The organism is Posidoniimonas corsicana (assembly GCF_007859765.1).
In the GTDB taxonomy this organism is placed as follows: domain Bacteria; phylum Planctomycetota; class Planctomycetia; order Pirellulales; family Lacipirellulaceae; genus Posidoniimonas; species Posidoniimonas corsicana.
In genome coordinates, this window is record NZ_SIHJ01000001.1 from 1,357,357 (window position 1) to 1,382,880 (window position 25,524).

The 25,524-nt window shown below is 66.2% G+C and carries 21 protein-coding genes and 1 tRNA gene; 12 read left to right on the forward strand and 10 right to left on the reverse strand.

Translation table 11 applies throughout. The annotated features are described in order from the left end of the window. Window positions 1-177: 177 nt before the first annotated feature. Both KOR34_RS05180 and KOR34_RS05185 read left to right on the forward strand, forming a co-directional pair. Entirely contained in the window at window positions 178-1,515 is a 1,338-nt protein-coding gene (locus KOR34_RS05180) for a S1C family serine protease (protein WP_146562822.1), read from the forward strand. Window positions 1,516-1,528: 13 nt separating this feature from the next. Further along, window positions 1,529-2,635, forward strand: coding sequence for a S1C family serine protease (locus KOR34_RS05185; RefSeq protein ID WP_146562824.1), 1,107 nt, complete (start codon window positions 1,529-1,531; stop codon window positions 2,633-2,635). On the opposite strand, the gene KOR34_RS05190 is transcribed toward KOR34_RS05185, so the two are convergent. Genes KOR34_RS05190 through KOR34_RS05200 form a run of 3 tightly spaced genes read right to left on the reverse strand, consistent with a single transcriptional unit; the run spans window position 2,610 to window position 5,647 of the window. Next, on the reverse strand, window positions 2,610-4,184 hold the full coding sequence (locus KOR34_RS05190) for a M14 family zinc carboxypeptidase (protein WP_146562826.1): 1,575 nt from the start codon (window positions 4,182-4,184) through the stop codon (window positions 2,610-2,612). The genes KOR34_RS05185 and KOR34_RS05190 overlap by 26 nt on opposite strands. Continuing rightward, window positions 4,177-4,554: a hypothetical protein gene (locus KOR34_RS05195; protein WP_146562828.1), complete on the reverse strand. Its 378-nt coding sequence runs from the start codon at window positions 4,552-4,554 to the stop codon at window positions 4,177-4,179. The genes KOR34_RS05190 and KOR34_RS05195 overlap by 8 nt, the downstream gene beginning before the upstream one ends. Before the next feature lie 28 nt (window positions 4,555-4,582). Continuing rightward, complete coding sequence (locus KOR34_RS05200) at window positions 4,583-5,647, reverse strand: DUF1559 domain-containing protein (protein ID WP_197531160.1); 1,065 nt, start codon at window positions 5,645-5,647, stop codon at window positions 4,583-4,585. Window positions 5,648-6,105: 458 nt separating this feature from the next. On the opposite strand from KOR34_RS05200, the gene KOR34_RS05205 reads away from it, so the two are divergent. Together KOR34_RS05205 and KOR34_RS27085 are read left to right on the forward strand one after the other, a co-directional pair. Next, entirely contained in the window at window positions 6,106-7,764 is a 1,659-nt protein-coding gene (locus KOR34_RS05205) for a lamin tail domain-containing protein (protein WP_197531161.1), read from the forward strand. Between the two features lie 200 nt (window positions 7,765-7,964). Then, window positions 7,965-10,235 (forward strand): exo-beta-N-acetylmuramidase NamZ domain-containing protein, encoded by a 2,271-nt coding sequence (locus tag KOR34_RS27085; RefSeq protein ID WP_228714516.1) that lies wholly within the window; start codon window positions 7,965-7,967, stop codon window positions 10,233-10,235. Here KOR34_RS27085 and KOR34_RS05215 read toward each other — a convergent pair. The 6 genes from KOR34_RS05215 to KOR34_RS05240 all read right to left on the reverse strand — a co-directional run bounded on the left by KOR34_RS05215 (window position 10,232) and on the right by KOR34_RS05240 (window position 16,725). After that, window positions 10,232-11,050, reverse strand: coding sequence for an MBL fold metallo-hydrolase (locus KOR34_RS05215; RefSeq protein ID WP_146562835.1), 819 nt, complete (start codon window positions 11,048-11,050; stop codon window positions 10,232-10,234). The genes KOR34_RS27085 and KOR34_RS05215 overlap by 4 nt on opposite strands. 100 nt (window positions 11,051-11,150) lie before the next feature. Continuing rightward, window positions 11,151-12,104, reverse strand: coding sequence for a CNNM domain-containing protein (locus tag KOR34_RS05220; protein ID WP_146562837.1), 954 nt, complete (start codon window positions 12,102-12,104; stop codon window positions 11,151-11,153). A 27-nt stretch (window positions 12,105-12,131) separates the two neighbouring features. After that, a complete protein-coding gene (locus KOR34_RS05225; RefSeq protein WP_146562839.1) occupies window positions 12,132-13,412 on the reverse strand; it encodes a CNNM domain-containing protein in 1,281 nt (426 codons plus the stop codon). A 93-nt stretch (window positions 13,413-13,505) separates the two neighbouring features. Beyond that, window positions 13,506-15,290, reverse strand: coding sequence for an ABC transporter permease subunit (locus KOR34_RS05230; RefSeq protein WP_146562841.1), 1,785 nt, complete (start codon window positions 15,288-15,290; stop codon window positions 13,506-13,508). Between the two features lie 203 nt (window positions 15,291-15,493). After that, complete coding sequence (locus tag KOR34_RS05235) at window positions 15,494-15,778, reverse strand: hypothetical protein (RefSeq protein ID WP_146562843.1); 285 nt, start codon at window positions 15,776-15,778, stop codon at window positions 15,494-15,496. A 140-nt stretch (window positions 15,779-15,918) separates the two neighbouring features. Continuing rightward, the gene (locus KOR34_RS05240) at window positions 15,919-16,725 is read right to left on the reverse strand and encodes a tetratricopeptide repeat protein (protein ID WP_197531162.1); all 807 of its coding nucleotides are present in this window, start codon (window positions 16,723-16,725) and stop codon (window positions 15,919-15,921) included. Window positions 16,726-16,984: 259 nt separating this feature from the next. On the opposite strand from KOR34_RS05240, the gene KOR34_RS05245 reads away from it, so the two are divergent. The 3 genes from KOR34_RS05245 (at window position 16,985) to KOR34_RS05255 (ending at window position 20,033) form a co-directional block, all read left to right on the forward strand. Then, the gene (locus tag KOR34_RS05245; RefSeq protein ID WP_146562847.1) at window positions 16,985-17,410 is read left to right on the forward strand and encodes a hypothetical protein; all 426 of its coding nucleotides are present in this window, start codon (window positions 16,985-16,987) and stop codon (window positions 17,408-17,410) included. 368 nt (window positions 17,411-17,778) lie between these two features. Next, window positions 17,779-18,537, forward strand: coding sequence for a VIT1/CCC1 transporter family protein (locus KOR34_RS05250; protein ID WP_146562849.1), 759 nt, complete (start codon window positions 17,779-17,781; stop codon window positions 18,535-18,537). Between the two features lie 251 nt (window positions 18,538-18,788). Continuing rightward, window positions 18,789-20,033, forward strand: a complete 1,245-nt coding sequence (locus tag KOR34_RS05255; RefSeq protein ID WP_146562851.1) for a PEP-CTERM sorting domain-containing protein — start codon at window positions 18,789-18,791, stop codon at window positions 20,031-20,033. 144 nt (window positions 20,034-20,177) lie between these two features. Here KOR34_RS05255 and KOR34_RS05260 read toward each other — a convergent pair whose 3' ends face one another. Next, window positions 20,178-21,272 carry a 3-isopropylmalate dehydrogenase gene (locus KOR34_RS05260; RefSeq protein ID WP_146562853.1) on the reverse strand — a complete coding sequence of 365 codons (1,095 nt, stop codon included), beginning with the start codon at window positions 21,270-21,272 and terminating at the stop codon, window positions 20,178-20,180. Between the two features lie 275 nt (window positions 21,273-21,547). Between KOR34_RS05260 and KOR34_RS26430 the strand changes: the two genes are divergently transcribed. The 5 genes from KOR34_RS26430 (at window position 21,548) to tgt (ending at window position 25,480) form a co-directional block, all read left to right on the forward strand. After that, on the forward strand, window positions 21,548-21,703 hold the full coding sequence (locus KOR34_RS26430; RefSeq protein WP_197531163.1) for a hypothetical protein: 156 nt from the start codon (window positions 21,548-21,550) through the stop codon (window positions 21,701-21,703). A 25-nt stretch (window positions 21,704-21,728) separates the two neighbouring features. Next, window positions 21,729-22,715, forward strand: coding sequence for a GGDEF domain-containing protein (locus tag KOR34_RS05265; protein WP_146562855.1), 987 nt, complete (start codon window positions 21,729-21,731; stop codon window positions 22,713-22,715). 71 nt (window positions 22,716-22,786) lie between these two features. Beyond that, a tRNA-Thr gene (locus tag KOR34_RS05270) sits at window positions 22,787-22,860 on the forward strand. Between the two features lie 146 nt (window positions 22,861-23,006). Further along, entirely contained in the window at window positions 23,007-24,332 is a 1,326-nt protein-coding gene (locus KOR34_RS05275) for a DNA-directed RNA polymerase subunit alpha C-terminal domain-containing protein (RefSeq protein ID WP_146562857.1), read from the forward strand. 20 nt (window positions 24,333-24,352) lie between these two features. Next, on the forward strand, window positions 24,353-25,480 hold the full coding sequence (tgt, locus tag KOR34_RS05280) for a tRNA guanosine(34) transglycosylase Tgt (protein WP_390620772.1): 1,128 nt from the start codon (window positions 24,353-24,355) through the stop codon (window positions 25,478-25,480). Window positions 25,481-25,524 lie beyond the last annotated feature (44 nt).

Consider the following 25,524-nt stretch of genomic DNA (forward strand, 5'->3'; position numbering starts at 1 on the left):
GGCGGCCGACACCCACCTCAACCAGCAACCCGTCCAGCGGGCCGCTCGGCGTTTCCACGGGCTAACCCGCAGCGGCGAGGTTCCCGAAGAGCTACAATCGGGTAGCCCTCCCAAGTTGAAGATGGCTTCGCCTGCTAAGCCAGCTTATGCTAGACACGCGTACACGGTCAATAGCGTATGTACAGTAATCGGTTCGGAGCTCGGGTTTGCACCAGCCTAGCCGCTCTGCTTCTGCTATTCGTCGCAACCAACCGGACGCCCGCCCAGCCACCCGCCGCCGAGGCGTCACCCGACGCTGCGGCGCCGCCGTCCAGCCCTGCCGAAGGTACGGAAGCGCCGGAGAGCGAGGGTGCTCAGCAGGAGGGCGACTCCAAAGCCCCTGACGAACAGTCAGCGGAGCAGCAGCCCCCCCCCCCAAGTGACGCGCCTCAAGACGACGACCAGTCAACCCATGAGACGGAGGACGACTCCGCTGCGGTTGAGACCGCGGATCAAGGTGAAAAGGGTGATGCACCGGAGCAGCCGCCCGTCACGCGGCAGGCTGTTCCCTGGACTTCCGAGATCGAAGCGGTCAGTAAGGCCAGATCCCCAAAGAACCTTGAGGACCTGCGGCTCATCCAGAAGCAGGTCCGCTCGGTGGTTGAGTACGCCCGACCGGCAACCGTAGGCGTGCAGGTGGGCGGCTCGATCGGCAGCGCAGTCATCGTCAGCGAAGATGGGCTGGCGCTAACTGCTGGACACGTCGCGATGGAGCCCAACAAGCGGGTAGTCTTCCTGTTTGCCGACGGCCGCCGCGCACGGGGAATAACACTGGGCGTCAACAGCTCGATCGACAGTGGCATGATGAAGATCACCGACAAGGGGCCATGGCCCTACGTGCCGATGGCGCCGGCCGGTTCGATATCGCCCGGCGACTGGGTGGTCGGGCTCGGTCAGCCGAACGGTTTCTTTCGGGACCGGGCGCCGCCAGTGCGTCTGGGACGCGTCCTGTTCCAAGATGACAGCACGCTGTGCACCGACGTCACACTGGTGGGCGGTGACAGCGGCGGCCCCCTGTTTAACCTGAAAGGCCAGGTGGTCGGCATCCACAGCCGGATCGGCCGGCGGATCGTTAGCAACTACCACGTGCCTATCGACCAGTACCACACAACTTGGGACCGCCTGGCGGGAGGTCAGATGTGGGGAGGCGGATTAGGCGCCTCCGAACCCGCCCGCCATCGGGCGTTCCTGGGAGTGGCCGGCAACTCGCTCCGCGGTCCGTGCCGCCTGACTCAGGTCTACGAGGGTCTGGCCGCCGCGCGAGCCGGCTTGAAAGAAGGCGATATCGTCACCCGCTTCGATGGCGAAGAGGTCGAGTCCTTCTCGCAGTTCGGCCTGCTAGTCGGGAGCCAGAAGCCGGGCGCCAAGGTGAAGGTGGAAGTCGAACGAGACGGCAAACGGCTCGAGTTCGAGGTGAGACTCGGAATCGCGTCGGTCGATTTCCCCGGCGCCCCCCCGCTGGAATCGGATTCCTAACAGGAGCCCCCGCATGAAGCCCAACGCCTACCTGACTTGGCTCGTCGCAGCCGCTGTCGCCCTGACAGCCAATCACGCACATTGCCAGGAAGAGCAAGCTCCGTCACCGGTGCCATCGCTCGATCAAGCGCGGGACATGTTCCAGGACGCGCTGGAGCGGATCTGGATCCCAAACTACCGGCTGACCGATGGCCCGCAGGTCCGGGCCGCGTTCAAGGACGCGGTGGCCGACGCCCGGCGATGCGTGGTGCGTGTGCTGTGCGACGATAAAGTGGTTGCGTTTGGCGGCGTGGTTGGCCCAGACGGCTGGGTGCTCACCAAGGCGACGCAGCTCACGGGCGAGCCCACGGTGCGTCTGCCCGATGGGCGGGAGCTAGAGGGTAAGGTTGTCGGCGTTGACCGCAGTTACGACCTCGCGATGCTGAAGATCGACGCGGTCGGACTCGAAACCTTGGCGCTGAATCAGGAGGCGGACGCACGCGACGGAGATTGGCTGGCCACAGTCGGAGGCGGCAAGGAGCCCATGGCGGTGGGTGTGCTGAGCGTGTCCCCCCGAGAGATCCCCCACCAGGAGGGCGTGCTGGGGGTTCAGCTCGAAGAGTCGCGCGACGGCGCCATGGTCGCCAAGGTGTTCCCCGACTCGGGCGCCGAGGAGGCGGGCATCCTGGTGAACGACATCCTTCTCAGCGTTAACGACAAACCCACCGGGAACCGGAGCGACCTGATCCGCGAGGTTCAGAGCTACAGCCCGGGCGACGAGATCATCGTGGGCGTCCAACGCGGCGGCAAGCAGCTGCGGCTCAAGGCGATGCTCTCGGGCCGATCGACAATCATCGGCCCCAATCGCAGCGACTACCAGAACAACCTCGGCAGCGAACTGAGTCAGCGTCGGTTCGGATTCCCCTCTGCGCTACAGCACGACACGGTGTTGCCCGCCGACAAGTGCGGTGGCCCGGTTGTGAATCTGGACGGTCAGGTTGTCGGTTTCAACATCGCCAGGGCAGGGCGGACAGAGACCTACGCGATCCCGACGTCGGTGCTGCGTGAGCTGCTCTTTGACCTGATGAGCGGGCGGCTCGCACCGCCTGAGCGGACTAGCCGCGACGGGCAAGAGAGCTAGAGCGTCTGCCCCATGACGACGCGCACGCGGACGCCAGTGCGAGCAGCGTCGCGGCCGGCTCAGGAATCGACGTGCTCTCACCCGCAGGCTGGGCGCCGTAGGCGTCCCGCCAGATCTGGTAGTCCTGAGAGTCGATCATCTGGTCCCCGTTGGCGTCGGCCAAGAGGCCTGCGCCGACATCTCCAACCGTGTCCCGCCACAGCGTGTAGTCGGCCGCGTCGACGGCCCCGTCCGCGTTGAAGTCGCCGGGCAGTCGGGGCGCCCAGGCGTTGTAGAACGAAAGCCCAAAGTTGGCGCCCAGGCCGAGGTAGTAGTCGGTGTTCCGCTCCCAGCTGAACTGGGTCTCGAAGGTTATCTCTACCTCAGCGCCTAACAACCGCCTGGCAAACCCGGCGGTGGTGTAGCTCCCGCCGCCTGACACCTCTTCAAGCACGTTTGGCTGAAGCTGGCGGAGCTCTTCCCACCAATCGGCGCCCAGGTCGTCGGAGTTGATAAAGGCGAAGTCGTCCGGGACGCCGTTCACCTTGTCGATCTGGTAGTCGGGGACGGTGGAATGAAAGTCAATGAACGCGTCCACCCCACCCGGGGTAGCGGCGACGTCGGCCATCATCGCCTCTCCCGCTGCGCGGATTTCTTGGCAGTCGTCTCCCCCGCAACCGTACGCGCTGTTGGACCAGCGGCTGGGGTCCCACAGCCCGTTGGGGTCGCGGCCGATGTTGCCTACCGTGGTGCGGTTGGTCCCCATGAACCGCCCCGACGGGTTCAGCACTGGGTAGCCGTACACCTCGACATTGTCCCGCACCCAGGCGGCGCGCGGGTCGTCGGAAAGCAGCCAGTCAACCATTCCCTGATAGGCCCACGTGCCCAGCGGCTCGCCCGCGTGCAGCCCGCTGGCGATGACAACCTTGCGTTTCGACTCGGTTGGCGAATCGGTGTCCGGGTTGGTGATGCGATACCCAAAGAGGTCGCGCGCCGGCGCCGTGCGGCCTAGGTCGTCCACGCCGGCCGCCGACGAGCCGATGACGCCGGCCGCCGCCCCCGACGCGGTTGGAGAAGCCCAGGGCGATTGCAGCACCGCTTCGCTATGGGCGACCGACCGCCCGTAGGAATAGGGGATGGCGTAGGCGACGTATACCAAGTCTTGGGAGAACGGAGTGTTGTTTGAGAATGTGAACGAGTCCGCGCTCAGATGGTTCTTGTCGAAGAACGCCCAGGACTCGCCGTCGTATGAGAAGACCATCTCGTGCTCCTCAAGCTCGTGGAGCCCGGGGGTCGAGTCGCCAGCGAAGTTGCTGCTGATCGAGAAGCTGGGCAGCGCGCCCTGAACGCCGGTAGCCTGAAAGTAGAGCCACCGCCATCGGCCCCCACCGTAGTAGTTGTCGCGGCCGACGAGCTCGATCGTCCGGCGTCCGGTCGACCACGACGCCAACGCCCCGTGGTCGAAGTCGCCGGTCAGGACGATCTCCGCAGACGAGGGCGCGGCGCAGGATGCAAGAACCGCCAGGGAGAACAGGGCCGTCCCTAGAACCCGCGGGAACACGCTACTCATCCGGGTTCTTCATCACAAAGTTGGCGACCACACCCATCACAAAGAACCCGACGCCGGTCCACTTGAGAACGGTGGCGGTGTTGCGGGGGCCGTGGTAGGCGCCCTCGAACTCGGCGCGCAGCTGATCGGCCATCGCCTTGACCTTGTCATACTCGGCCTGGGCTTCCTCTCGGCTCGCGTGACGCCGCGGGGGCTGCGGGCTGTTGACGATAAAGCTGAGGTTGTGCAGGCGGTCCTTCACTTCGGACCACTGCTCCGCCTTGTCGGGCGTCCACGTGGAGCGGCCCGTAAATATCGAGGTCCAGAACAGGCTCAGCGCGAACAACAACGCGCCCACGCCAACCAGACCAAACACTACAGCGGACTTCATATCGGGAATACTCTTTGGCGTGGCGCGTCTAGTTTCGGCGGCGGCCGCCCGAGGCGCTCAGCTCGCCCTCGATGTTCATCTGACCGTCGTTGATGCTGATCATCCGGGCCATCAGGTGGCGGTCGATGTCATCCGACAACCAGGTCACGCTGCCGTCGACGAGCGAGGCGTTCACGCCGCCGGGGTGCATGCTGCGCGGCGAGGCGCCCGTCCAGGTGCCGTTGTCGGCGTCGCACGGCATCAGCTCCAGGTCGGCGCCGTCTCGGTCCGGGCACTCACGCAGACGATCGCTGTTGCCCGTGGGCCGGGCATTGGGGGTAAACGCGTCGATGTCCACGTTGCGAAAAGGGTTGTAGTCCGAGTTGCGGGTCTTGAGTGTCCCGATCGGGTCCTCGCTCGAGTGCATGTCGTAGCTGATGATGCTCCCACCGCAGTAGGCGGCCGACCACACGCCACGGGGATCATTCCTGTTGTCGCGGGTCCGCACCTCGGTGAGCATCAGCGTGTTGGACGTCCCGTCGGTGAATCGGGCCAGGGGGTGCACCTCGTTGATCAACGCGCCGGGGTAAACCCTCATGCCGTTGACATGTTCCGGGCTCACGTACGCGACGATATTGCCCTTGCCGAAGCTAAGGTCGGGGTTGCGGCGGTCGGGGGAATAGAGCCGGCCCGTGGCGCCGTCGGAGGGGCACATCATCGGCGAAATCTGATTCCTGCCCGGCATCAGAGTCAGGTCCTGGTTGTCGGCCCGCGCGTCCATATCAAACTGATCGGCCAGCGTCTGCTCTTCGACGTAGGGCAGCACCCGCACGGCCCAGCTCAGGTAGGGTTCGATCAGGTCGACATTCGCAAACCGCGCCGTCGCGCCGGGGTCGGCGTCAGTGCAGGGAGGCAGGCCGCCGTTGGTGTTCTCGTAGTTGATCACCGCCAGCGTCATGTTCTTGATGCTGTTCTTGCACTGCATCCGACGCGCGGCCTCGCGGGCCGATTGCACGGCCGGCAGCAGCAGCGCGATCAGGATGCCGATGATGGCGATCACCACAAGCAGCTCGACCAGAGTAAAGCCGCGTACGGACGCTGAGCCAGAGCCCAACAGTGAGGCACGACGTGAGCTTGAAGAGCACCTACACATGTCTAGGGGGTCCTCCCATCCCAACACGCATCGGTTGCGTGCAGATTCAGTTCTGGGTGTTCGACGCGCCTGTGAGGTAGTCGCTTCCGACGGCCTGGGCGGCGCGCCACGACTAGCTCCGAGTCTAGCCGAACCGCAGAGCGACCGCGACGCTTGCTCGACCGCGTATGCGCAGTTGTGTCTTCGCATTGCGCATGCCTGGGGGAAACGCAACCGGAGTCTGGTAGTGTAGCCAACGACCGGTCGACGCGACGCGTGGGGCAGCGCGCCGCCGAAGACCGGCGGACCGGTTGGAACAGGCGACGTCTCAACACCGCCACCGGCGTTCCCGCGCCGCACGTGGCTGAACCATCGACACTGGAGAGCTCACAACAATGGCGACACCACAGGTACGTCTCCCTCTTCCGCTGCGACGCCGCTTGCCCCTCGCCCTGACCGCCATCGCCTGCCTAGCCACAACGCCGGGCATGGCGCAGATCGTCATCAACGAAGTGGTCAAAGAAGAACGGACCGCCGGGAGCAGCTCGGTCGACCCCGACACCCGAGAGTTTGTCGAGTTGTACAACGCTGGCGATACGGCGGTGAATCTCCAGGACTGGACGGTCGGGCAGGTTGACCTCTCCACCGGCGTAGAAGACTTTGTCGACCCCCTCCCCAACTTTATGCTGAATCCCGGCGAGTACTTCGTCATCGGCGGCGGGTCCGCTGGCAATGTTGACTTCAGCCCGTTCCCAGACAACATCTGGGATGACATTTCTCCCAAGATGCTCGAGCTACGCGACAACACGACGAACCTAGTTGACGCGGTGGCCTACGAGGTATTTAGGACGGGCACCGCGGGTCTGTCTGCGATCTCTGCGGATCAGCTCGCGCAGATCGGCCGCGGGTTCCAAGGGCAGCTGATCTCCATGAACGCCAGCTCGCCCAACGAACGCATTTCGTGGTCACGCTACCGAGACGGCGTCGACACCAACCAGAACGGAATCGACTTCGGCATGCTGCCGCTATCGCCGGGCGCGTCGAACAACCTGCCGCACGCAGCGGCGCATCAGGTTCCCGATGTCGACGGAGCGTCGATCAATTCGGCGTTGTCCGACGACTACTACGCGTCCTTCTTGATGCCCCGAGTCGTTGACCCAGCAGTGGCCTCCGGGATCAACCCTCGCGCAATCCCAGCTTCGCCCCAGGGCGGCAACGCGATCGTCGCGTGGGACGAGACGGGCGGCGGCAATGCCGCGTTCAGCAAGTCGACCGCGGACAGCTACGATATCTACGCATACTTTGACACCACTCCTCTGGGTGTGTCGGTGGACACGAACGACGAAGAATGGGAAACCACCGCCTACGGCATCGGTTCGACCGACCCGTTCTTTGGCCACCCCGATCCGTCCGGTGGCATATTCGTCGAGGGCAGCGTGCTGCAGAACGGCAGCACCGGCATCGGCTGGGTCTACCAGCAGTACGACAACCCCGGTGACGACGCGTTGGACTTCACACGTCTGATGCTGGTTGAGTTTGGCGCTGGCGGCAACGCGACAGCCGAAGCCGCCGAGTGGAACGTGATCGAGACGCTCGACCTTTCAGCAGTCGACGCTGGCTGGTACCGGCTCTCCGTCGACTACGACCCGACCACCGGCGATGTCGAAGCAATCTTCGACGACCAGACCTTCACTTTCACGACCGGAATCGACCAACGGGGATCATTCTTCATCGGTTACCGAGAAGGCATTACCAGCCAGGGCGACCGTTTCGACAAGCTGAACCCGCCGATCTACGACATCTACGTAGAAGCCGGCGGCGGCCTCATCGGCGACTATAATGGCGACGGCGTCGTCGACGCTGCCGACTATACCGTTTGGCGTGACACCCTCGGGGACACGGTGACTCCAGGCGAGGGCGCCGACGGAGACGGCAACGGCATGATCGACTCCGGCGACTACGCCGAGTGGGTAGCGAACTTTGGCGCCACGGCCCCCGGCCCTGAGGCATCACAAGCCGCGCCCGAGCCTGCGGGACTGGTATTGCTGTGTGTGCTTGCCACCGGCGCCGCCGCACGCCGCCGTCGCTTGGCCAACTAATCGAGGCCACTGCCAACTATCGCCACAAGTCCTTCCAGCACGGGCCAAGGCCGACTCTCCGGCCTTGGCCCTCGCTGTTGTCTTGCCTTGAGTGCCCCCTGCCGGGCAAAGCGAACCTCCCTGCCGAGTACCCTGCGATGCAACTAGCCCGTCATGCACTTCACACTGGCCTTCAGGTTGGGGCCCTGCTGCTCGTCACAATGGCGTGCTTGATCGCGTCCAGAGCTGTCGGTTCGGAGTTTGACCGCCAGGCCTTTAACGCCATCGGCCCGCTGGTCGAAAAGGCTATAGAAAGAGGGGAACTACCGGGCTGCGTCGTCGCGATTGGCGATCGACAGGGGATCGAGTTCCTGGCGGCGTTCGGAGACCGTTCGGTTGAGCCGGAGCGGGCGGCGATGACCACCGACACGGTGTTCGACCTGGCGTCGCTGACAAAGCCCGTCGCCACAGCGACGAGCGTCATGCGGCTGCTGGAACGCGGACAGCTTAGGCTGCGTGACAAGGCCGCGGACTTTATTCCGGGGTTCGGTCAAAACGGCAAGCGGGAGATCACCATCGAACAACTGCTGACGCACGCCAGCGGGCTGATACCCGACAACCCGCTGGCCGACTACCGGGACGGGCCCGAGCTGGCGTGGGAGCGCATCAACCAGCTGAAGCCGGTCGTCACGCCGGGCACGGAGTTCAAGTACTCCGACGTCAACTTCCTGGTTCTGGGACGCATCGTGGAGCAGATCAGCGGGAAGCCACTCAACGAGTTTGCCGCCGCTGAGATCTACCGCCCGCTCGGGATGAGTGAAACGGGCTACCTGCCAGGTGAGTCGCTTCAGAAGCGCGCCGCCCCCCACACGAAGCGCCCTGAGGGCGGATGGATTGTGGGCGAAGTGCACGACCCCCGCGCGGCGTTGCTGGGCGGCGTCGCAGGCCACGCGGGGCTGTTCAGCACCGCTGAGGACCTGTCACGGTACGCTCGCATGATGCTCGCCGGCGGCGCGCTCGACGGGGCGGCTATTCTTGGCAATGCGACCGTCGAAGAGATGACCCGCGGCCGCGACGTCGACGGCAACCTCCGCGGGCTCGGCTGGGACTCCAACAGCGTCTATTCCCGCAACCGCGGAGAGCTGATGTCCAACTCGGCCTTCGGTCACGGGGGCTTCACCGGCACCGGGATGTGGATCGACCCCGGCAACGACCTCTTCGTGATCTTCCTCTCCAACCGCCTGCACCCCGACGACGACGGCTCGGTCAACGACCTCATCGGCCGCATCAGCACGATCGCCTGCGCCGCGATCCGACCGGACGCCAGCACTAGTGCGGCGCCGCATCAAGCCGAAGCCCGCGTCCGACTGGGCGTTGATCAGCTGCAGGCCGACGGGTTCGAGACCCTGCAGGGCAAGCGGGTAGGGCTGATCACCAACCACACAGGCGTCAACAGCCGCGGCGTGCGTACGATCGACCTGCTGGCGGACGCCGAAGGGGTCGAACTGGTGAGGCTGTTCAGCCCCGAGCACGGGCCGAGCGGCGTACTGGACCACGGCGGGATCAAGGACGCCAAGGACGAGAAGACTGGCCTGCCGATCGCCAGCCTGTACGGCGAGCGGCGCAAGCCCGCGCCCGAGCAGCTCCAGGACCTAGACGCCCTGGTGTTCGACATCCAGGACATCGGATGCCGGTTTTACACGTACATCTCGACCATGAGGCTGGCGATGCAGGCCGCACACGAGGCCGGACTCACGTATATTGTCCTCGACCGTCCCAACCCGATCGACGGGGTCACGGTTGAGGGGCCGATGCTCGACAAAGGCAGCGAGTCGTTCGTTGGCACCCACCCGCTGCCAGTCCGTCACGGCATGACGGTAGGCGAATTGGCGCAGCTGTTCGCAACCGACCAGAAAGCCGAGGGCGAGTTGGTGGTCGTGCCCATCTCTGATTGGGATGCTTCCAGCAACCAGGACCGCAGTGGTCAGCTCTGGATCAACCCTTCGCCCAACATGCGGAGCCTGCGGGCCGCGATCCTGTACCCGGGGATCGGCCTGCTCGAAACGACCAACATCTCCGTAGGACGCGGAACCGACACGCCATTTGAGCTGCTCGGCGCTCCGTGGATTGATCCCTGGGAGTTTGCGGACGCGATTAACGCCGCCGGGGTTCCGGGCGTGAGGGCAATCCCGCGATACTTCACGCCCGACGCCAGCAAGCACGAAGGCGACCGATGCGGCGGCGCCGGGTTGATAGTGACCGACGCCGAGGTGTTCCCGTCGGTCGACCTGGGCCTGGCGGTCGCATCCACTCTCCGCCGGCTCTACCCAGAAGAGTGGCAGTCCGAACGCTTCAACCGCCTGCTGATAAACAAGTCGGTGTTTGACGCCACGGTGAACGGCGCCTCGCTGCCGGAACTGCGTGAACTGTCCCGTCGCGGCGTCGATGATTTCCTGAAGCGCCGTGAGCGGGCGTTGATCTACCCCCGCTAGGTCAGCGGGATACGCAGGCCGTCGTAGGCAAGCTGCATCCCCTCCGGCAGGCTGGCGTTGGTCGCTTCGTGCTCCAGGTCGTGCGACATGTGGGTGAAGTAGGTTTGCCGCGCGCCTAGCTCCTCCGCTAAGGCAACCGCCTGATCGAGGCTAAAGTGCGTCGGGTGCGGCTTGCGACGCAGCGCGTCCAGGATCAACACATCCAGGCCGCGGAGCACAGCTTTAGACTCGTCCGCCATAGCGCAAACGTCCGTGCAGTAGGCGACGCCGCCGAACCGGAACCCGAGCGTTTCAAAGTTGGGTCCGTGGTTCTGGCGCACCGCCGTCACCTCAGCGCCGAGCACTTGGAAGGCGCCATGCCCGTCGTTGATCGGGCCGATACGGCGAAACTCTACCTTGGGCGTGGCCCCCGCGTGCAGGTTGGGGAGCGAGGCGAACGCGTAGTCGAACGAGCGGCGGATCCGCCGCTCGACGATCTCCTCGCACAGCAGCGGCAGCGGCCCGTCCAGGTAGAACTGCATCAGCCGCAAGTCGTCGAGCCCAAACAAGTGGTCGGCGTGCTCGTGCGTGTAGAGCACCGCGTGCACCAGCCCCACTCCCTCGCGCAATAGCTGCTGCCGCATGTCGGGCGAGGTGTCGATCAGCAGATTCCCCTCCGGCAGACCGAGAATCGCGCTGCACCGCGTCCGTCTGTTCTTTGAATCGGCCGACCTGCAGACGCCGCAGCCGCACCCCAGCATCGGCACGCCGACGCTGGTCCCGGTGCCTAGCAGGACCATCTGCCCGGTGATGTCGGCGGATACGATTTCGTTCATCGGTAGGCGGGTGCTCGGCGGCGCGTGATCCGACCCCATTGTGGAGCAGGGCAGGGCGGTGTCTAGGGAGCGGGGCAGGGGGGCGCCGCAGCCCTCCGCTCTATGGCCCCTGATCGACAGCCAGCGCTGTGCGCAGCCGCTCGGCAAAGACATAGCCGACGATGCGGTCGCGTTGATCGCGGACGGCGGCCACCTCGCGGTTGGCCGACTGCATGTTCAGCAGGGTTGCGAGGAAGTTCCGGGAGATGGGAGTCGAAAGGAGTTCGCGAATTGGCAAACGCGGGTCCTCGGGATCGAGCAGGCAGTCGAGCACCCGCACGTAGCCGGCGCCGTCGCGGAGGACGACGAACGTCTGCTGGCGTCGACGCGCGAACCGGACCAGCTCCCGGCGGTTCATCGACGGGTCCGCCTGGGGCAGCCTGGCCACCGGGATCATGAATTCACGGATCGACCGGGCCGCGGCCGCGAACGTCCCCTGGGCGAGGCGCCGCTGCGCCGGCGAGAGCAGCCCCACCGCGTGCCCCTCGTCGAGCACCTCGCCCAGCTCGCGGCGGGCGAGTTCCATCCGCAACGCCTGGGAGGGCACCCGCGCCACCCGCTGCAGCACGAAGCCCACCACCCACAGCGCGGCGCTGACGGGGGCGAACAGCACTGCCGCCACCGACAGCCCCGGCGCACAGCCCCGCAGCAGCCGGTTGGGCGCCGCGAAGAACAGCTGCTTTGGCAGCAGCTCCCCGTAGATGAACACCACCGGCGCCAGGGCGATGGTGAGACCCATTTCGGACGCCGCGCCGCCGCCGGGGATCAGGATCTGTGCGAATAACACCGTCGCGCACGACACCACGTAGTTCGCCACGTTGTTGCCGACGAGCGCCGTGGCGACAAACGCCGCCGGGTTATTGATGGCCCACAGCAGCATCTTGGCGATCCTGCTGCCGCTCATCGCATCGATCAGGACGCGCACCCTCGCAACCCGGTAGAAACCGGTCTCCGAGCCGCTGAAGAAAGCGCTCAGCGTCAGCCCAACGGCGAATAGCAGGATGGCCAGCCACATGGCGGTTTGCGAAGGATCCTTTCTGGCTCAATCGGTTGGAGGGCTGTCGGGCGTTAGAACCTTGCGGACCGAGGCGGTCAGCAGTGTAGGGTGGTCGGCGGTCAGCACACGCCAGAAGTGCTCGGCCCACTCTACCTCGTCCCCCTCCTCGGGCAGCCGGTGGAGCTGCTCCTGCAGCATTCCCGCCACCGTGATCCCCTTGACCGCGGGCAGGTCGCACCCCAGCTGCTTCGCCAGACGGCGGAGCGTAGTCATGCCGGTCACCTCCCACTGGCCGTCGCCGATCGCGCGGATCCGGCCGACCCGGTCGGCGCCGCGGTCGCGGGCCGCCTCGGCGTGGAGCACGCTTCCGAGGATGTCGTTGCGGGTGACGATCCCGATGGTCTCGCCCAGCTCGTTGACCACCGCCGCGACGTCCCGCTTGGCGGCGTCCAGCCGGGCCAGCGTGTCCGCGACGCTCGCGCACCAGGGGACGGGCAGCACCGGGGAGCTGAGCTGGCCGATCTGCTCCCCCGCCAGCAGCGACACTCGGTTCACGTCGATCACGGCGGCGATCTCCTCGCTGTCCGGCTCGGTGATCAGGAGGTAGCCGCTGGCGGTGGTCTGCGGGGTCAGCTGAGACCGCGACACCGGCGGGGGGAGCGCCTCGTACAGCAACCGGGGGCGCATAATCTCCTCGATCCGTGTGTTGGACAACGCGACGATGCGGCTTAGCACGTTCTGCTCCTGCTCGATCAGCTGCCGGTCCTCGCCCGACAGGCTGATCGCCCGTTCCAGGTCGCCCAGCTCGAGGTAAGGCTCCGGCTCGAACCTGGGGAACAACACGCGGGCAGACCCGCGGCTCACAGCGCCGAACACCCACGCCACCGGGTCGAGCACCTTCGCGGCGGCGTTCAGCGGCACGCTCACCAGCGTCGCGAGCCTAGCGGGCCAAACCACGCCGATGTTCTTTGGCAGCATCTCGCTGAAGATGATCACGGCGAACAGGGCGATCACCGTGAGGGCGGACGCCTCGCTGCTGGCGCCGCGGTTGCTCAAGCCAATCGCAACCAACGACGCCAACGCGAAGTAGGCCATGTTGATCAACAGGTTCCAGAACAGGATCGCCGTGAGCAGCCGTTCCGGGTTCGCCAAGAGCCGCGCGGCGGTGCGTTCGCCCAAGGCGCCGCGTTTCATCCGCTCTCGGTCGTCGCGTCCCAGGTAGAAGAGCGCGGCCTCGCTGCAAGAGAAAAACGCGCTGGCCGCCAGCAGCAGCGACATCGCGATCAGGTGCGGGATGTAGGGCGCGAGGTTGGCCAAATCGCTCACAAAGAATGATATGAAATGCCCCGGTCGGGCGAGGCGTTCGCCTTGTCCCTACCAGCATACACCGCGGCCGCCCGCCGGTGGAACGGCGCCGGCCTAGGCGTCCCCGGCGGTGGTGCGTCCGGTAGCCACGTCGAACTCCGAGAGCGCCGGCACCAGCATCGCCATGGTGGCGAAGCCGAACGTCGCGACGGTGGCGGTGAACCCCCAATCGTAGTTGCCCAGCAGGAAGCTCACGATCGCGTAGAACACAGCGAATGGCGCCGTGAAGCACGCCAGCCCCATCGCCGATGAGGGGTTGCGCCACCCCAGCGCCGCGAACAGCGCGATGCCGCCCCCCAGCATGAATCCCAGGAACGGCGCCAACTGGTACTCGAACGACTGCGACAAGGCCAGCATCATCCGCATGCAGGTGGTGACCCCGAGGAACAGGAACAGCAGCGTGCCGATGCTGGCGCCGATCGCCTGGCGTGAGTTGGGGTACATCATGCCGGCGTGCAGCCCCAGCATCGCTGCAAAGGCGTTGACCACCGCCAGCCCGATCAGCAGGAACACCAGGTTCTCGCCGCTCAGGGTGCCGGTCCACCACAGGTAGACGCACAGCGCCATCGGCAGCAGGATCATCTCCTTCGCGTTGTAGAGCACGCCGCCCAGCTTGCCGAAGATTAGCTCTTTGGGCGTAAGGTCGGTCGCCAGCAGGAGGTCGAGTGCTTTGAGGTCCCGCTCGTTGGTAAGCGACGTCACCGACAACGCGTTCACCAGCACCACGCTCAGCACGAACAGCGGCGCCAGCATCGTGGTTGAGGCCGAGACCGCGGCCTCGGCGCGCGGCGCGTCGTTGTCGGTCGCCACCGCCGCGCCGCAGGCGGCGAGGCCGAAGATGAACAGGTAGCCCAGCTTCACAACCAGGATCTTCTTGCCGTAGGCCCAGGTGCGAACTTCACGCCACAGGATGGGGTTGTCCCACACCGGCCTTGGCCGCCCGGGCGCCTTGTGCGACTGCAGCCGACGCTCGTCGGCGGCCGCTTGGTCATCGGTGATCCAACTGTCGTCGTTGGCCTGCGTTTCAGCGCCAGTGGGACGCGCCTCACGTGACGGGTTCCACACCCGCACCATCGCCACGGCAACCGCGTTGAGCAGCAACACCACGGCGCCGCCCGCGGCCACGAAACCTGTCACGGAGTTCTCACCGCCGGGCTGGGCGTAGGCGGGTTGCACGGCTACCTGGATCGCCTGCCACGGGCTCAGCACAGCCGCCCAGGCGGCCGCTTGCGGCGCAAGGCCGTCTACGCCGCCCGCCGCCACAAACTCCCACCCAACAAGCCACAGAACGATCACCAGGCCTGTTATCGCCAACGCCTGAAAGGTCTTCTCACGCCACAAAGCCACCGTGGACCCGAGGCTCCCAGCGGCCAGCGCTGCGACCGCCGTGACAGCCGTCACCCTTGCGACCTGAGCGCCGTTGACGCCGCCCAACAGCGTCAGGAGCATGAAAAACGGCACACCGGCCGCGATCACCATCAACACCGTAAGCATGCTGGCCAGCAGCTTCCCGACAACCAGCTCTGAGTTGCTCAGGTCCGAGAGCAGCAGCAGGATGAGCGTCTTGCGGTCCTTCTCCTGTGAAACCGCCGCGGCCGCCAGCAGCGCGGAGAAAAGGACGCAGACCGTGAGTTGCAGCGGCGCGAGCAGCGTAAACGCGGCCGCGCCAAACCTGGCCAGGTCGCCTGGGTTGGTGACGTTTTGCGATCCAACAAGCACCTGCCAGGCCGTGAGCGCCAGCCCCAAGAGCGTCGCGACGAACAGGCAAGGGACCGCGTAGAACCGGACACGCCGTGGAGCGGTCAGGGCTTCGCGGGAGAATACTGGGCCGATAATCAACGTACGCCTGCTCGCTGGTTTGATGGCGGAGCGGCCGCCGGGTGGGGAGTCGTCGTGGTTAGTATACCAGCGGCATTTTCCCGGCAGAACCAGGCCCAAACCGAACATAACGGGGATTATCGGACGTTATTGTGCGGGAGCACTAGGCGGCGCCCTGCGGCGCCGCCTAGCATGACCGAGAGGTGCTCGCTGATATGTCGCGGCTACTGCTGCTTGGCGTAGCCTAATGACTTCACAACCACCAACAGCTCGTCAGCATTGATGAACCGCCGGCGGTGCTGCAGCTTGTAGCCGTCGATAGCGCGGGCGAGTTCGGCCGCGTCAGCGCTTAGCTCGCTGTGGCTGTTCGCGAACTGGCGACGCTCCCGGGCGGCGCCCCCTGAGGTTCCGCTGCGGCGGTCTACAAAGGCCGGCGCCCCAGCTGGGACGGCGGGAGAAGGCGCCGCGGCGGCGTCCGTTGCTGCGGGTGGTAAGGATTGGATGGACATGCTGAGCTCCTGGTAAGGCTGGCGGGTTGTTAGGGTTTCGCCGCGCCCGCCACGGCAAGGGTACCCTATGCATCGGCGCCTTACGCATCGCTCGGCAACCTGGCCGCTAAGTTCGGGTTCGAGGGGCGGCGCTGCGACGATTATCGCAGTTGCGACGGATCTGCGCTCAATCGGGCCAGCAGATGCTGGCTAGGCAGGTGGTTCTGGTCAACCGCCAAGGCTTGCCGGACCGCTGCCACCGCTGCGTGCTGCTGGCCGGCCGCGGCCTCCGCCTCGGCGAGGCGGCACAGCAGCACGGGGTCTTGTGGCCAACGCTGCGCGGCAGCCCGCAGTCCTTCTGCGGCGTCGTCGTTGCGCCCCAGCGCCGCGTAGGCGTCTGCCTCCATGATCAGCGGGTCGACAGGAGTCTCGCCGTGGGGGAAGGTTTCGATCAAACGATGGACCGTCGCCAATCTCTTGTGGGGGCGCCGCTGCTGGCCGTACAGGCGGGCCAGGTCCGCGAGCACGGCGCGGTCGTTCGGGGCATACTCCAGCGCCCGGAAGAGGTCGGCCATCGCCAGCTCGGTCTCGCCGGTTTCGAGGTGAGAGCGGCCCCGCAAGGCCCAGGCGTCGGACAGCTTGGGGTCGTCGTGCAGCGCCTGCTGAGCGCGGCTGAGCGCCAGCTTCCACTCGCCGGTAGCGGCCTCCATCTGGCCCAGTCGGCACACCGCCGACGCGTGGCGGGGCTCTTCGGTTACCGCCACACGCATGTGGCGGATTGCCTCCTTCTGCTCGCCGCGGGCCCAGAGGGTCTCGGCCAGATGCCGTCGCGCATCGGCGTCTTGGGGCGCGGCTTCCACGGCGCGCCGCAGAAGCGTCTCTGCCTGCTGGCAGTCTCCCTGCTCGAGCGCCGTGACCCCCTCGCAGGAGTACTGCCGACAGCGGCTCACCGCGGCGTCGATCGGCATCCTCTGCCGGAACGCGTTGCATCCCAAGCTGCAAGCAAGGCACGCGGCCGCCGCAAGCCACAGGGCCGTCGTGGGCTTCGGGTTATGGGGTTCGACAATCATCCGCGCCGCGAGCCAATCAGAACGCCCCCGTCGAGAAGAGCGCCGGACGGTAGCAGCCCCGCCCTGCCCTTTCAACACGACTTCAACGGTTACATCGGCCTCAGGGCGGTGCTACGATCGGCTGAACAGCCACCAAGCCGATAAGTAAAACAGGGCAATGCCAGCAGCCTACGAAAGCCACGGGTTTTCCTTCCAGTACCCCGAGAACTGGTCGGTCGAGCGGGGCGAGGACGAAGAGTCCGCCCTCCAGGTGACCGTCCTGAGCCCAAACACCGCGTTCTGGTCGCTCACGGTGTACCCCGGCCTACGGGACGTGCGCGTTGTCTTGGATGAGATGCTGCAAGCAATGCAGGCAGAGTACCCCGCCTTGGAGTACGATCCGGCCGACCGCCGGATCGGCACGACGCCGCTGGTTGGGTACGACGTCAACTTCTACTACCTCGACCTTACGAACACAGCACTGCTGCGGGTCTTCCACTACCACGACGCTACCTGCGTCGTGCTAGCGCAGTGCGAAGACCGCGAGCTCGAAATCGCTGGCAAGATCTTCGACGCGATGACCACCAGCCTGCTCAGCGATTGAAGAATTTACACGGCCCACGGCCGCTGCGCCGCGGGATCGAGCCATAGCTCGGAGGAACGGGTCCCCAAGAATACTGGTGCGCCCCATGCTAGCGTGCGGTCCACTTCCCACTGGCACGGCATCTGCAATGGAATCCATCGGCACGGATCAGCGACGGGCCCCCGCACCCGCCGCTCCCGCTGTCACAGCGAGCATCGCAGCAACTGCCGGCGCCGTAGTCGGCCAAGCCCACCACGGGAAGACTGCCTCGCAACAGCAAGAGCCCCGCTTGGCGTCCTCGCAGAGCCAAGCGGGGCTCTTTGATTTGGGGCGCCCTGCCCTGCCCTTCTTACGCCATCGGTTTCAGCGTTTGTCGGCAAGGGCCTGCGATGCCTGACCCAACCGACCCGCCGCCGCTGGAGCACTCGCACACCCCCGAGGCAATCGCCGCACGACTGGCGGAGGTCCGGAAGCCGGACGATCTGGGAGACTTCGTGCTCGGCGCCGTCGATGGCGCCATCACGACGTTCGCAATCGTGGCGGGGGTCGCCGGGTCCGGTTTGTCGGCGGGCGTTGCGGTGGTGCTTGGCCTGGCCAACGTGCTGGCCGACGGATTCAGCATGGCTGTCGGCAACTACCTAAAGACCAAATCAGACCACGACATCCTTGATCGCTACCGCAGGCTGGAGCTTCGCCATATCCACCGCGAGCCCGAAGGAGAGCGGGAAGAGGTGCGGCAGATCTTCGCCGCCAAAGGGTTCCAGGGTGAGATCCTGGAAGAAGTTGTCGACGTCATCACCGCGGACAAGCAGCAGTGGGTCGACACGATGCTGCGGGAAGAATTCGGTCTACCGACCGCGCCCCCGGAGCCACGCAGAGCGGCGGCCATTACGTTCTTCGCGTTCGTGCTGGCGGGTCTGGCCCCGATCGTTCCTCTGGCGTTCTCCCGAGTGCTTGGGCCCGACGCCACCTTCTTCCTAAGCATCGTAGTGACGATGCTCGTGTTTGCGGCGATCGGCGCCGTGCGTGGCCGTGTGACGCAGATGTCTCAGCTACGCGGCGCGCTGGAAACTATGTTCACCGGCGGGTCGGCGGCGGGGTTAGCGTACGCCGTAGGCCGCCTGCTGAGTGGCTTTGTCGGGACGTAAGTGAACGCCACAGGGAACCTGACCCGCGGCGGCCGAGCGCGATACAAGCCGTTGCCGCGCCCGTTTGCGCACGCGTTTCGCGACCTTCCGCAGTCTCGTTTCGCGGGGTGAAAGCGCCGTTATAGTGGGAAGTTGAACAGGCGGGGCGTTCCTTAATAGGGCAAAGCGGAATTCAGGGATGACGCAAAACCGCAGCCGTTGCTGCGTTGCGTCTCCCCTCTTTGATCGCACTCTACGCACCCAGGACTACTATGACCCCACGCCGGACTCTGCGCTGCGTCCACGCCTCCTTCGGCTGCGCCGCGCTGGCCGGGCTCCTGATCGGGACCCAGGCCTCAGGACAGATCTTCACCGACAGCCTCAGCAGCGGCGCGAACTGGACGGTTGTCCAAGACGCCGACGCCTCGGCGGTGTTCGGTTACGACTACTCGCAGAAGGGCGTTCCCCAGGCGCCCAACGGGTCTGACAGCGTCGGCCTGAAGTTCGAAGTCAACAACGCCGCCCCGGCCGAGGCGGCGGCCATCGGAGCGTTCACCGAGGTGTCGAGCCTGCCGTCGCAGTACACGTTCCGCGTCGACGCCTGGCTCAACTGGGCGCCTGACGGCGGTGGCGTCGGCTCCGGGACGACGGAGTTCATCGGCGTCGCGGTGGCGCACGACGAGTTCGCGCCGGGCCCCTTTGGCGCCTCGTTTATCTACTCCTCGGAGGGTGACGCCGCGGCCACCGACTACCGCCTGTACAAGGATGACTTCCAACTGCAGTCAGAGAGCGGCCAGTACGCGTTAGGCACCGAGGCCGGCGCCCGCGACAGCTCGAACCCAATCATCCAGGAGGCCTTCCCGTCGTTCGACATCGCGACGGCGGTTCCGACCCAAGGCGCAACCGGGACCCAGCCCGCCGGCGCGGGTGGCTTCCAGTGGATGACGATCAACATCGAAGTCGACGCCGACGCCATCGGGCCGGCGGGGACCACAGAGAACCCAGGCACAGCGCACTTCAGCATGAAGAGCGCCGCCTCGGGCAAGGTGCTTGACGTCGGCACCATCGACTACAGCAATACGGACGATGGTTACCTTTACCCCTCGACCGGCATCGACCTGCAGGCGGGTTCGCTCGGCCTGCTGATGTCCGACATTTTCTCCTCAGTGACCCTCAACCCCGACTTTGCATTCGGCCTGTTCGACAACGTGCAGGTGCTCGAGGGTCTGGTCGCGCTCGAGCCCGACGCCCCGGTTGGACTGCCTGGCGACTACAACGACAACGGCGTGGTGGACGCGGCGGACTACACCGTCTGGCGTGACGCACTGGGCGGCGCCGAGTCGCTTCCCAACGACGACACCCCAGGCGTGGGCGCGGACGACTACGACCGCTGGCGCGACGCTTACGGTAATTCCTCCGAGTCGCTTAGCGCCGCGGCGGGAGCGCCGGAGCCCGCATCGATTGCCCTGTTGCTGGCGGCCGGAATGGGGATCGCGACCGTGCGTCGCAAGAGCTGATCGCCGAACGGCTATCCCACAACTACTACAAATAAGCGGCGTGCCGAATGGTCGGCACGCCGCTTTTCTCTTGCACCGTCGCTGACGCCTGATTTGAGGTTTCAGACCACACAGAGACTTCGCCGGCTGCACCGGCGTGGCGCCCTACGCCAACGCGTCGGCCACCATCTTCCCAATCTCGTCGGTGCCGTAGTCGGACCGGTCAAGGCTCTTCCCGGCGAATTTCGGCGTGACTTTCTTAACGGCGGCGCCAATCTGCTCGCCGCACTGAACCGCCGCAGCGTTGCTCTTGATCCGGCCGGTCTCACGGAGCAGCAGGCCGAGCGAGTCGATCGTCGCAATCGGGTTGGCCAGGTTCTGTCCGGCGATGTCGGGCGCCGAGCCGTGCACCGGCTCGAACATGGACGGCGCGTCGCCGTCCGGGTTCAGGTTGCCGCTGGCGGCGATGCCCATCCCGCCGGCGATGGCGGCGCCCAGGTCGGTGATGATGTCGCCGAACATGTTCGGCACCACGATCACGTCGTAGACCTCAGGCCGCTGGACCATGAACATGCAGCAGGCGTCGACATGGTGGTAGTTGGTTTCGACGCCGGGATACTCCTCGGCGATCTCCCTGAACGCCCGGTGCCAGGTGTCGCCGGCGAACGTGAGGACGTTCGTCTTGTGCACCAGCGTGAGATGCTTCCGCTCACGGGTCTTGGCTAGCTCAAACGCGTAACGGATGCAGCGCTCCACCCCAAACCGGGTCGAGACCATCGTCTGGTTGCTGACCTCCTGAGGGGTCCCTTTACGCACGTACCCACCGACGCCGCAGTACAGGTCCTCGGTGTTCTCCCGTACGCAGACGAAGTTAATGTGCTCGTCGGTCTTGCCCTTGAGCGGGGTCTCAATACCGGGGTAGAGGTTGACCGGGCGGAGATTGATGTACTGGTCGAGTTCAAACCGCAGCTTCAGCAGGATCCCCTTCTCGATCACGCCCCCCGCCAGGCGGGGATCGTTCGGCAGCCCCCCGACGGCGCCCAGCAGGATCGAGTCGAAACCGCGGAGGGTCTGGATGTCCTGGTCATCCAGAACGTGGCCGGTCTCAAGGAAGTGCGCCGCGGAGAACGGGAACTCGGTAACCTGGTAGTCCAAGCCGCACCCCGGGGCCGCGGCCCGCAGCACCTCGAGCGACGCGCCCACCACTTCGGGGCCAATTCCGTCTCCGGCAATCTGTGCAATCTTCAAAGGCTGGGCCATGGTTCCGACTTAGGGCTCGCGGTCGCGGGTTTCAGGGAAAACCCACAGTTTATCAACCGGGAATCACTTGGGGCAGATCCCGGCCGCTCCCCGGGTCGGGGCGGAGCCCCGCCTTGGGCTCGGCGGGTTGGTCGGGTCGTGCGGGTCGGGGCGACGCGGCCTCGCCGATTGGGGCCACAGCTCGGCGAACAGCGGCGGCCGGCCGGCGGCTGGCCGGTCCTGTCCTATGCTTGGGGTAGCGTGCCCTGCCCCGCCCTTCCCTGACATTGCCTGCCATGCAGTACCTGACCGAACGCCTGAACAACGTGCCCGGAGACACCTGGCGTTGGTTCAACACCCTCAGCCGCGACGAGTGGATGATTGTGCTGGCCGCGGTGACGGTGCTCGGCTTCCTCTGCATGCGGGGTTTCGGCTCCCGCAGCAGTTACTGAACCTACGCCCCAGTGGCCCCAACCGATGATCGACTCACTTAGCCAGCTGTCGTCGTACGGAATCTCGGAGACAGTCGCTCTGGGCGCCGTGGCCGTGCTCGGCTACCTGTTCGGGCGTCGCTCGACAAAGACGCTAGAACCGGCTGATGTTTCAGAGGACATCCAGCGGGCAACCGCGATCGCCACCGAGCTCGAGAGCATCGCTGGCGAACTCCGCAGCGACCTGGCCTACCACCGCACCCAGGTCGAGCGTTTCAAGAAGCAGCTGCGGGCCGCCGCCACCGACGGAGAGTCGAAAGCGTGGAAGCGCCTTCGCGAGGAGGCCGAGACGATCCTTGGGCCAACCCTCGAGCTGGCCGGCCAGCTGTCGCTGGCGTACGACAAGATCCGCCAGCAGTCGCAGTCGCTCGCCCACTACACCACCAGCCGGATCGACCCGCTCACCGGACTAAGCAACGGCCGGGCGCTCGAAGAGCAGCTCGAGGTGCTGCTGTCCCGACGCGCGACGCGCGATCACGAGCCGGTCTGCTCGGTAGCGATGATCAGCATCGAATCGGTCTCGGCGGACCGTGACGCGTCGCACGGCGCCCCTCTGGCCCAACTCGGCAAGGCGGTCACCCAGCAGTTGCGCGGCAGCGACTTCGCCGCCCGCTACGGGTCCGACGAGCTGGTGGTCGTGATGCCCAAGACACCCCTCTCCGGGGCTAGCGTGTTCGGCCGCCGGTTCCGCGCCACCATCGAGGTGCAGCTCGGGATGCAGGTCTGCTGCGGCGTTGCCGAAGCGCTCCCCGGGGAAACGGCCAAGGGGATGCTCGCCCGGGCCGACGCGGCCCTGTACAGCGCCCGAGCCGCCAAACCCGGCGCCCAGTACCTGCACAACGGCTCGGCCATCCGCGGCGACACCGCCGACCCTCTCCCCTGCCAAGGGACGCAGGCAACCCCGACAGAATCTGAGTCGGCAGCTCCGTCAGAGGCCGAAAAGGCGGCGTCCAGCCAGACCGCGGCCCTCTAACGCCCATCCCGATTGCAGGAAACGTGCCGAGCGCCTAGAATTCTGGGCTTGCGGCATCCTGTCCGCAGTGGGCCAGCGTAGCTTCAATCGGCAGAGCACCGCATTCGTAATGCGGGGGTTGCGGGTTCGACTCCCGCCGCTGGCTCTTTCCCCACCCGTTTTCCGGCCGCAAGGCCCTCAGGCGCCGGGCCGCATGGCCCGCAAGCACGCCCGTCGTGGCTTGGCCTGGGTCGTCCAGAACGCCGGAACCGTGGAGTGGCCGTCATCCGAGACCACGGAGCCTCCCCTTCCATGTCGACCGGTCTAGAAGCAGACGTCAAGCAGATTGTGCTTTCCACCGCGGCCTTTGGCCCGCGCGAGATTGAAGAAATCACCCGGACCATTTCGTCCAACTACAGCAAGTACCGCGAGCTGCGTGAGGCGGTGGCAGAGCTGGAAGAGCAGCCCAACCGGACGCCGGCCACGGCCGCCCGTCTGGGCGTGTGCCAGTACCTGCTGGGCCAGTACTCCGACGCCATCGAGACGCTTTCGCACGCTGATGGCGGCGCCCTGACCCACTTCTACCTGGGCAAGGCGAACCTCGCGCTCGACAAGTACGCCGAGGCGGTGGCGGCGTACGACTCGGCCCAACGCGCCGGCTACGAGCCGGGCGCCGTGGCGCTCGCCAAGGCCGAGGCGCTCCGCTACGACAAGCAGCCTGAGGAGGCCCTTAAGCTGCTCGACTCGCTCTCGGGCGCGGTCGAGCAGACCGCCGAGTACCTGTACCAGCGCTCCGCCACGGTCCAGGCAATGGGCGGCTCGCGCGACGAGGTGGTTGCCTACCTGGAGCGGGCCGTGAGCGTCGACGATAGCCACGCCGGCGCCCTGTTCGGCCTGGCCCTAGAGAACGACCGCCACGGCAACGACCAGGAGGCCCGTGAGCTGTACGAGCGGGCGTCGGTCCAGTTCCCCTCGCATGTCGGCACGCTGCTCAACCTCGGCATCCTGTACGAGGACCTGGAGCAGCACGAGCGGGCCAAGGCCTGCTACCGTCGGATCCTCGACTCGTTCCCGTCGCACCCCCGCGCCCGGCTGTTCTTCCGCGACGCCGACGCCAGCCGCGACATGTACTACGACGAGGAGGCCCGCCGCCGCCAGGACCGCCTGAGCCAGGTGCTGGGCATCCCGGTCACCGACTTCGAACTCTCCGTCCGCAGCCGCAACTGCCTGCAGAAGATGGGCATCATGACCCTCGGCGACCTGACCGAGACCTCCGAGCAGGTGCTGCTGTCCAGCAAGAACTTCGGCGAGACCTCGCTGGTTGAGATCCGCGAGATGCTCTCTTCCAAGGGCCTGGAGCTCGGCATGTTCGCCGGCCAGAAGCGCGAGGAGGAGACTTCCTACGACCCCGACTCGCTGTCGCCGGACGAGCGGGCCCTGCTGGACCGCCCCATCTCGGACCTCAACCTGTCGGTCCGGGCGCGTAAGTGCATGGTGCGTCTGGGCCTGACCACGATTGGCGAGTTGGTCCGCCGCACCGGCGACGACCTGCTGGAGTGCAAGAACTTCGGCGTGACAAGCCTCAACGAGGTCCGCGAGAAGCTGACCCAGGCCAACCTGAAGCTCCGCGGCGACTGATCGCCGGGTCGAGTCATCCGTTGGCCGCGCACGCCGTCACGTTCGAGCTGCACCACACCGACGCGCACTGCGCCGCCCGTCGCGCCACGCTGCGCACGCCGCACGGCGTGGTTGACCTACCCACCTTCATGCCGGTCGGCACGGTGGGCACGGTCAAGGGCGTCGACATCGGCCGCCTCGGCGAGACCGGCGCCCAGATGGTGCTTGGCAACACCTACCACATGGCGCTCCGGCCTGGCGAGGAGGTTGTCGCCAAGCTGGGCGGGCTGCACGCCATGTCGGGCTGGCGGGGCCCGATGCTCACCGACAGCGGCGGCTTCCAGATCTTCAGCCTCGCCAAGAAGGTCAAGATCACCGAGGAGGGCGCCCGGTTCCACTCGCACATCGACGGCGCCGCCCTCCACCTGACGCCGGAGCGATCGGTCGAGATCCAGGAGCACCTGGGAGCCGACGTCGCGATGGTGCTGGACCACGTGATCGCCTTGCCCGCCGACCGGTACGCGATCGTCGACGCGATGCAGCGGAGCATCCGCTGGGCAGAGCGGTGCCTGCAACATGCCTCGCGGCCGGACCAGTCGCTGTTCGCCATCGTCCAGGGCGGACTCGACTCTGGGCTGCGCGCCGAGTGCGCGGCGCGGCTGTCCGAGATGGACTTCGCGGGGTACGCGATCGGAGGCCTCTCCGTCGGCGAGTCCGCCGACGAGATGGACCGCACGATCGACGACACCTGCCCCGCCCTGCCCCACGACCGCCCTCGTTACCTGATGGGGGTCGGCACGCCTCGGGACCTGCTCGAGTCGATCAGCCGCGGCGTCGACATGTTCGACTGCGTGATGCCCACCCGCAACGGCCGCAACGCGTTGGCGTTCACCGACGAGGGACCGCTGCGGCTCCGCAACGCCCGCCACACAGAAGACACCCGGCCGCTCGAGGAGGACTGCCCTTGCCCCGCCTGCCGCCACAGCCGGGGCTACCTGCGGCACCTGTTCACCGCCGGCGAGATGCTGGGCCCGATCCTGCTATCGATCCACAACCTCACCTACTACCAGCGGCTGATGGCCGACGCCCGGGCGGCGATCGAGGCCGACCGCTTCATGGCCTTCAAGGCTGGCAAACTGGCGGGTTGGGTGGGCACAGCCGACAAGTAAGCAGCGGGCGTTTCCGCAGGTCACCCGCCGATTCGACGGGCCGA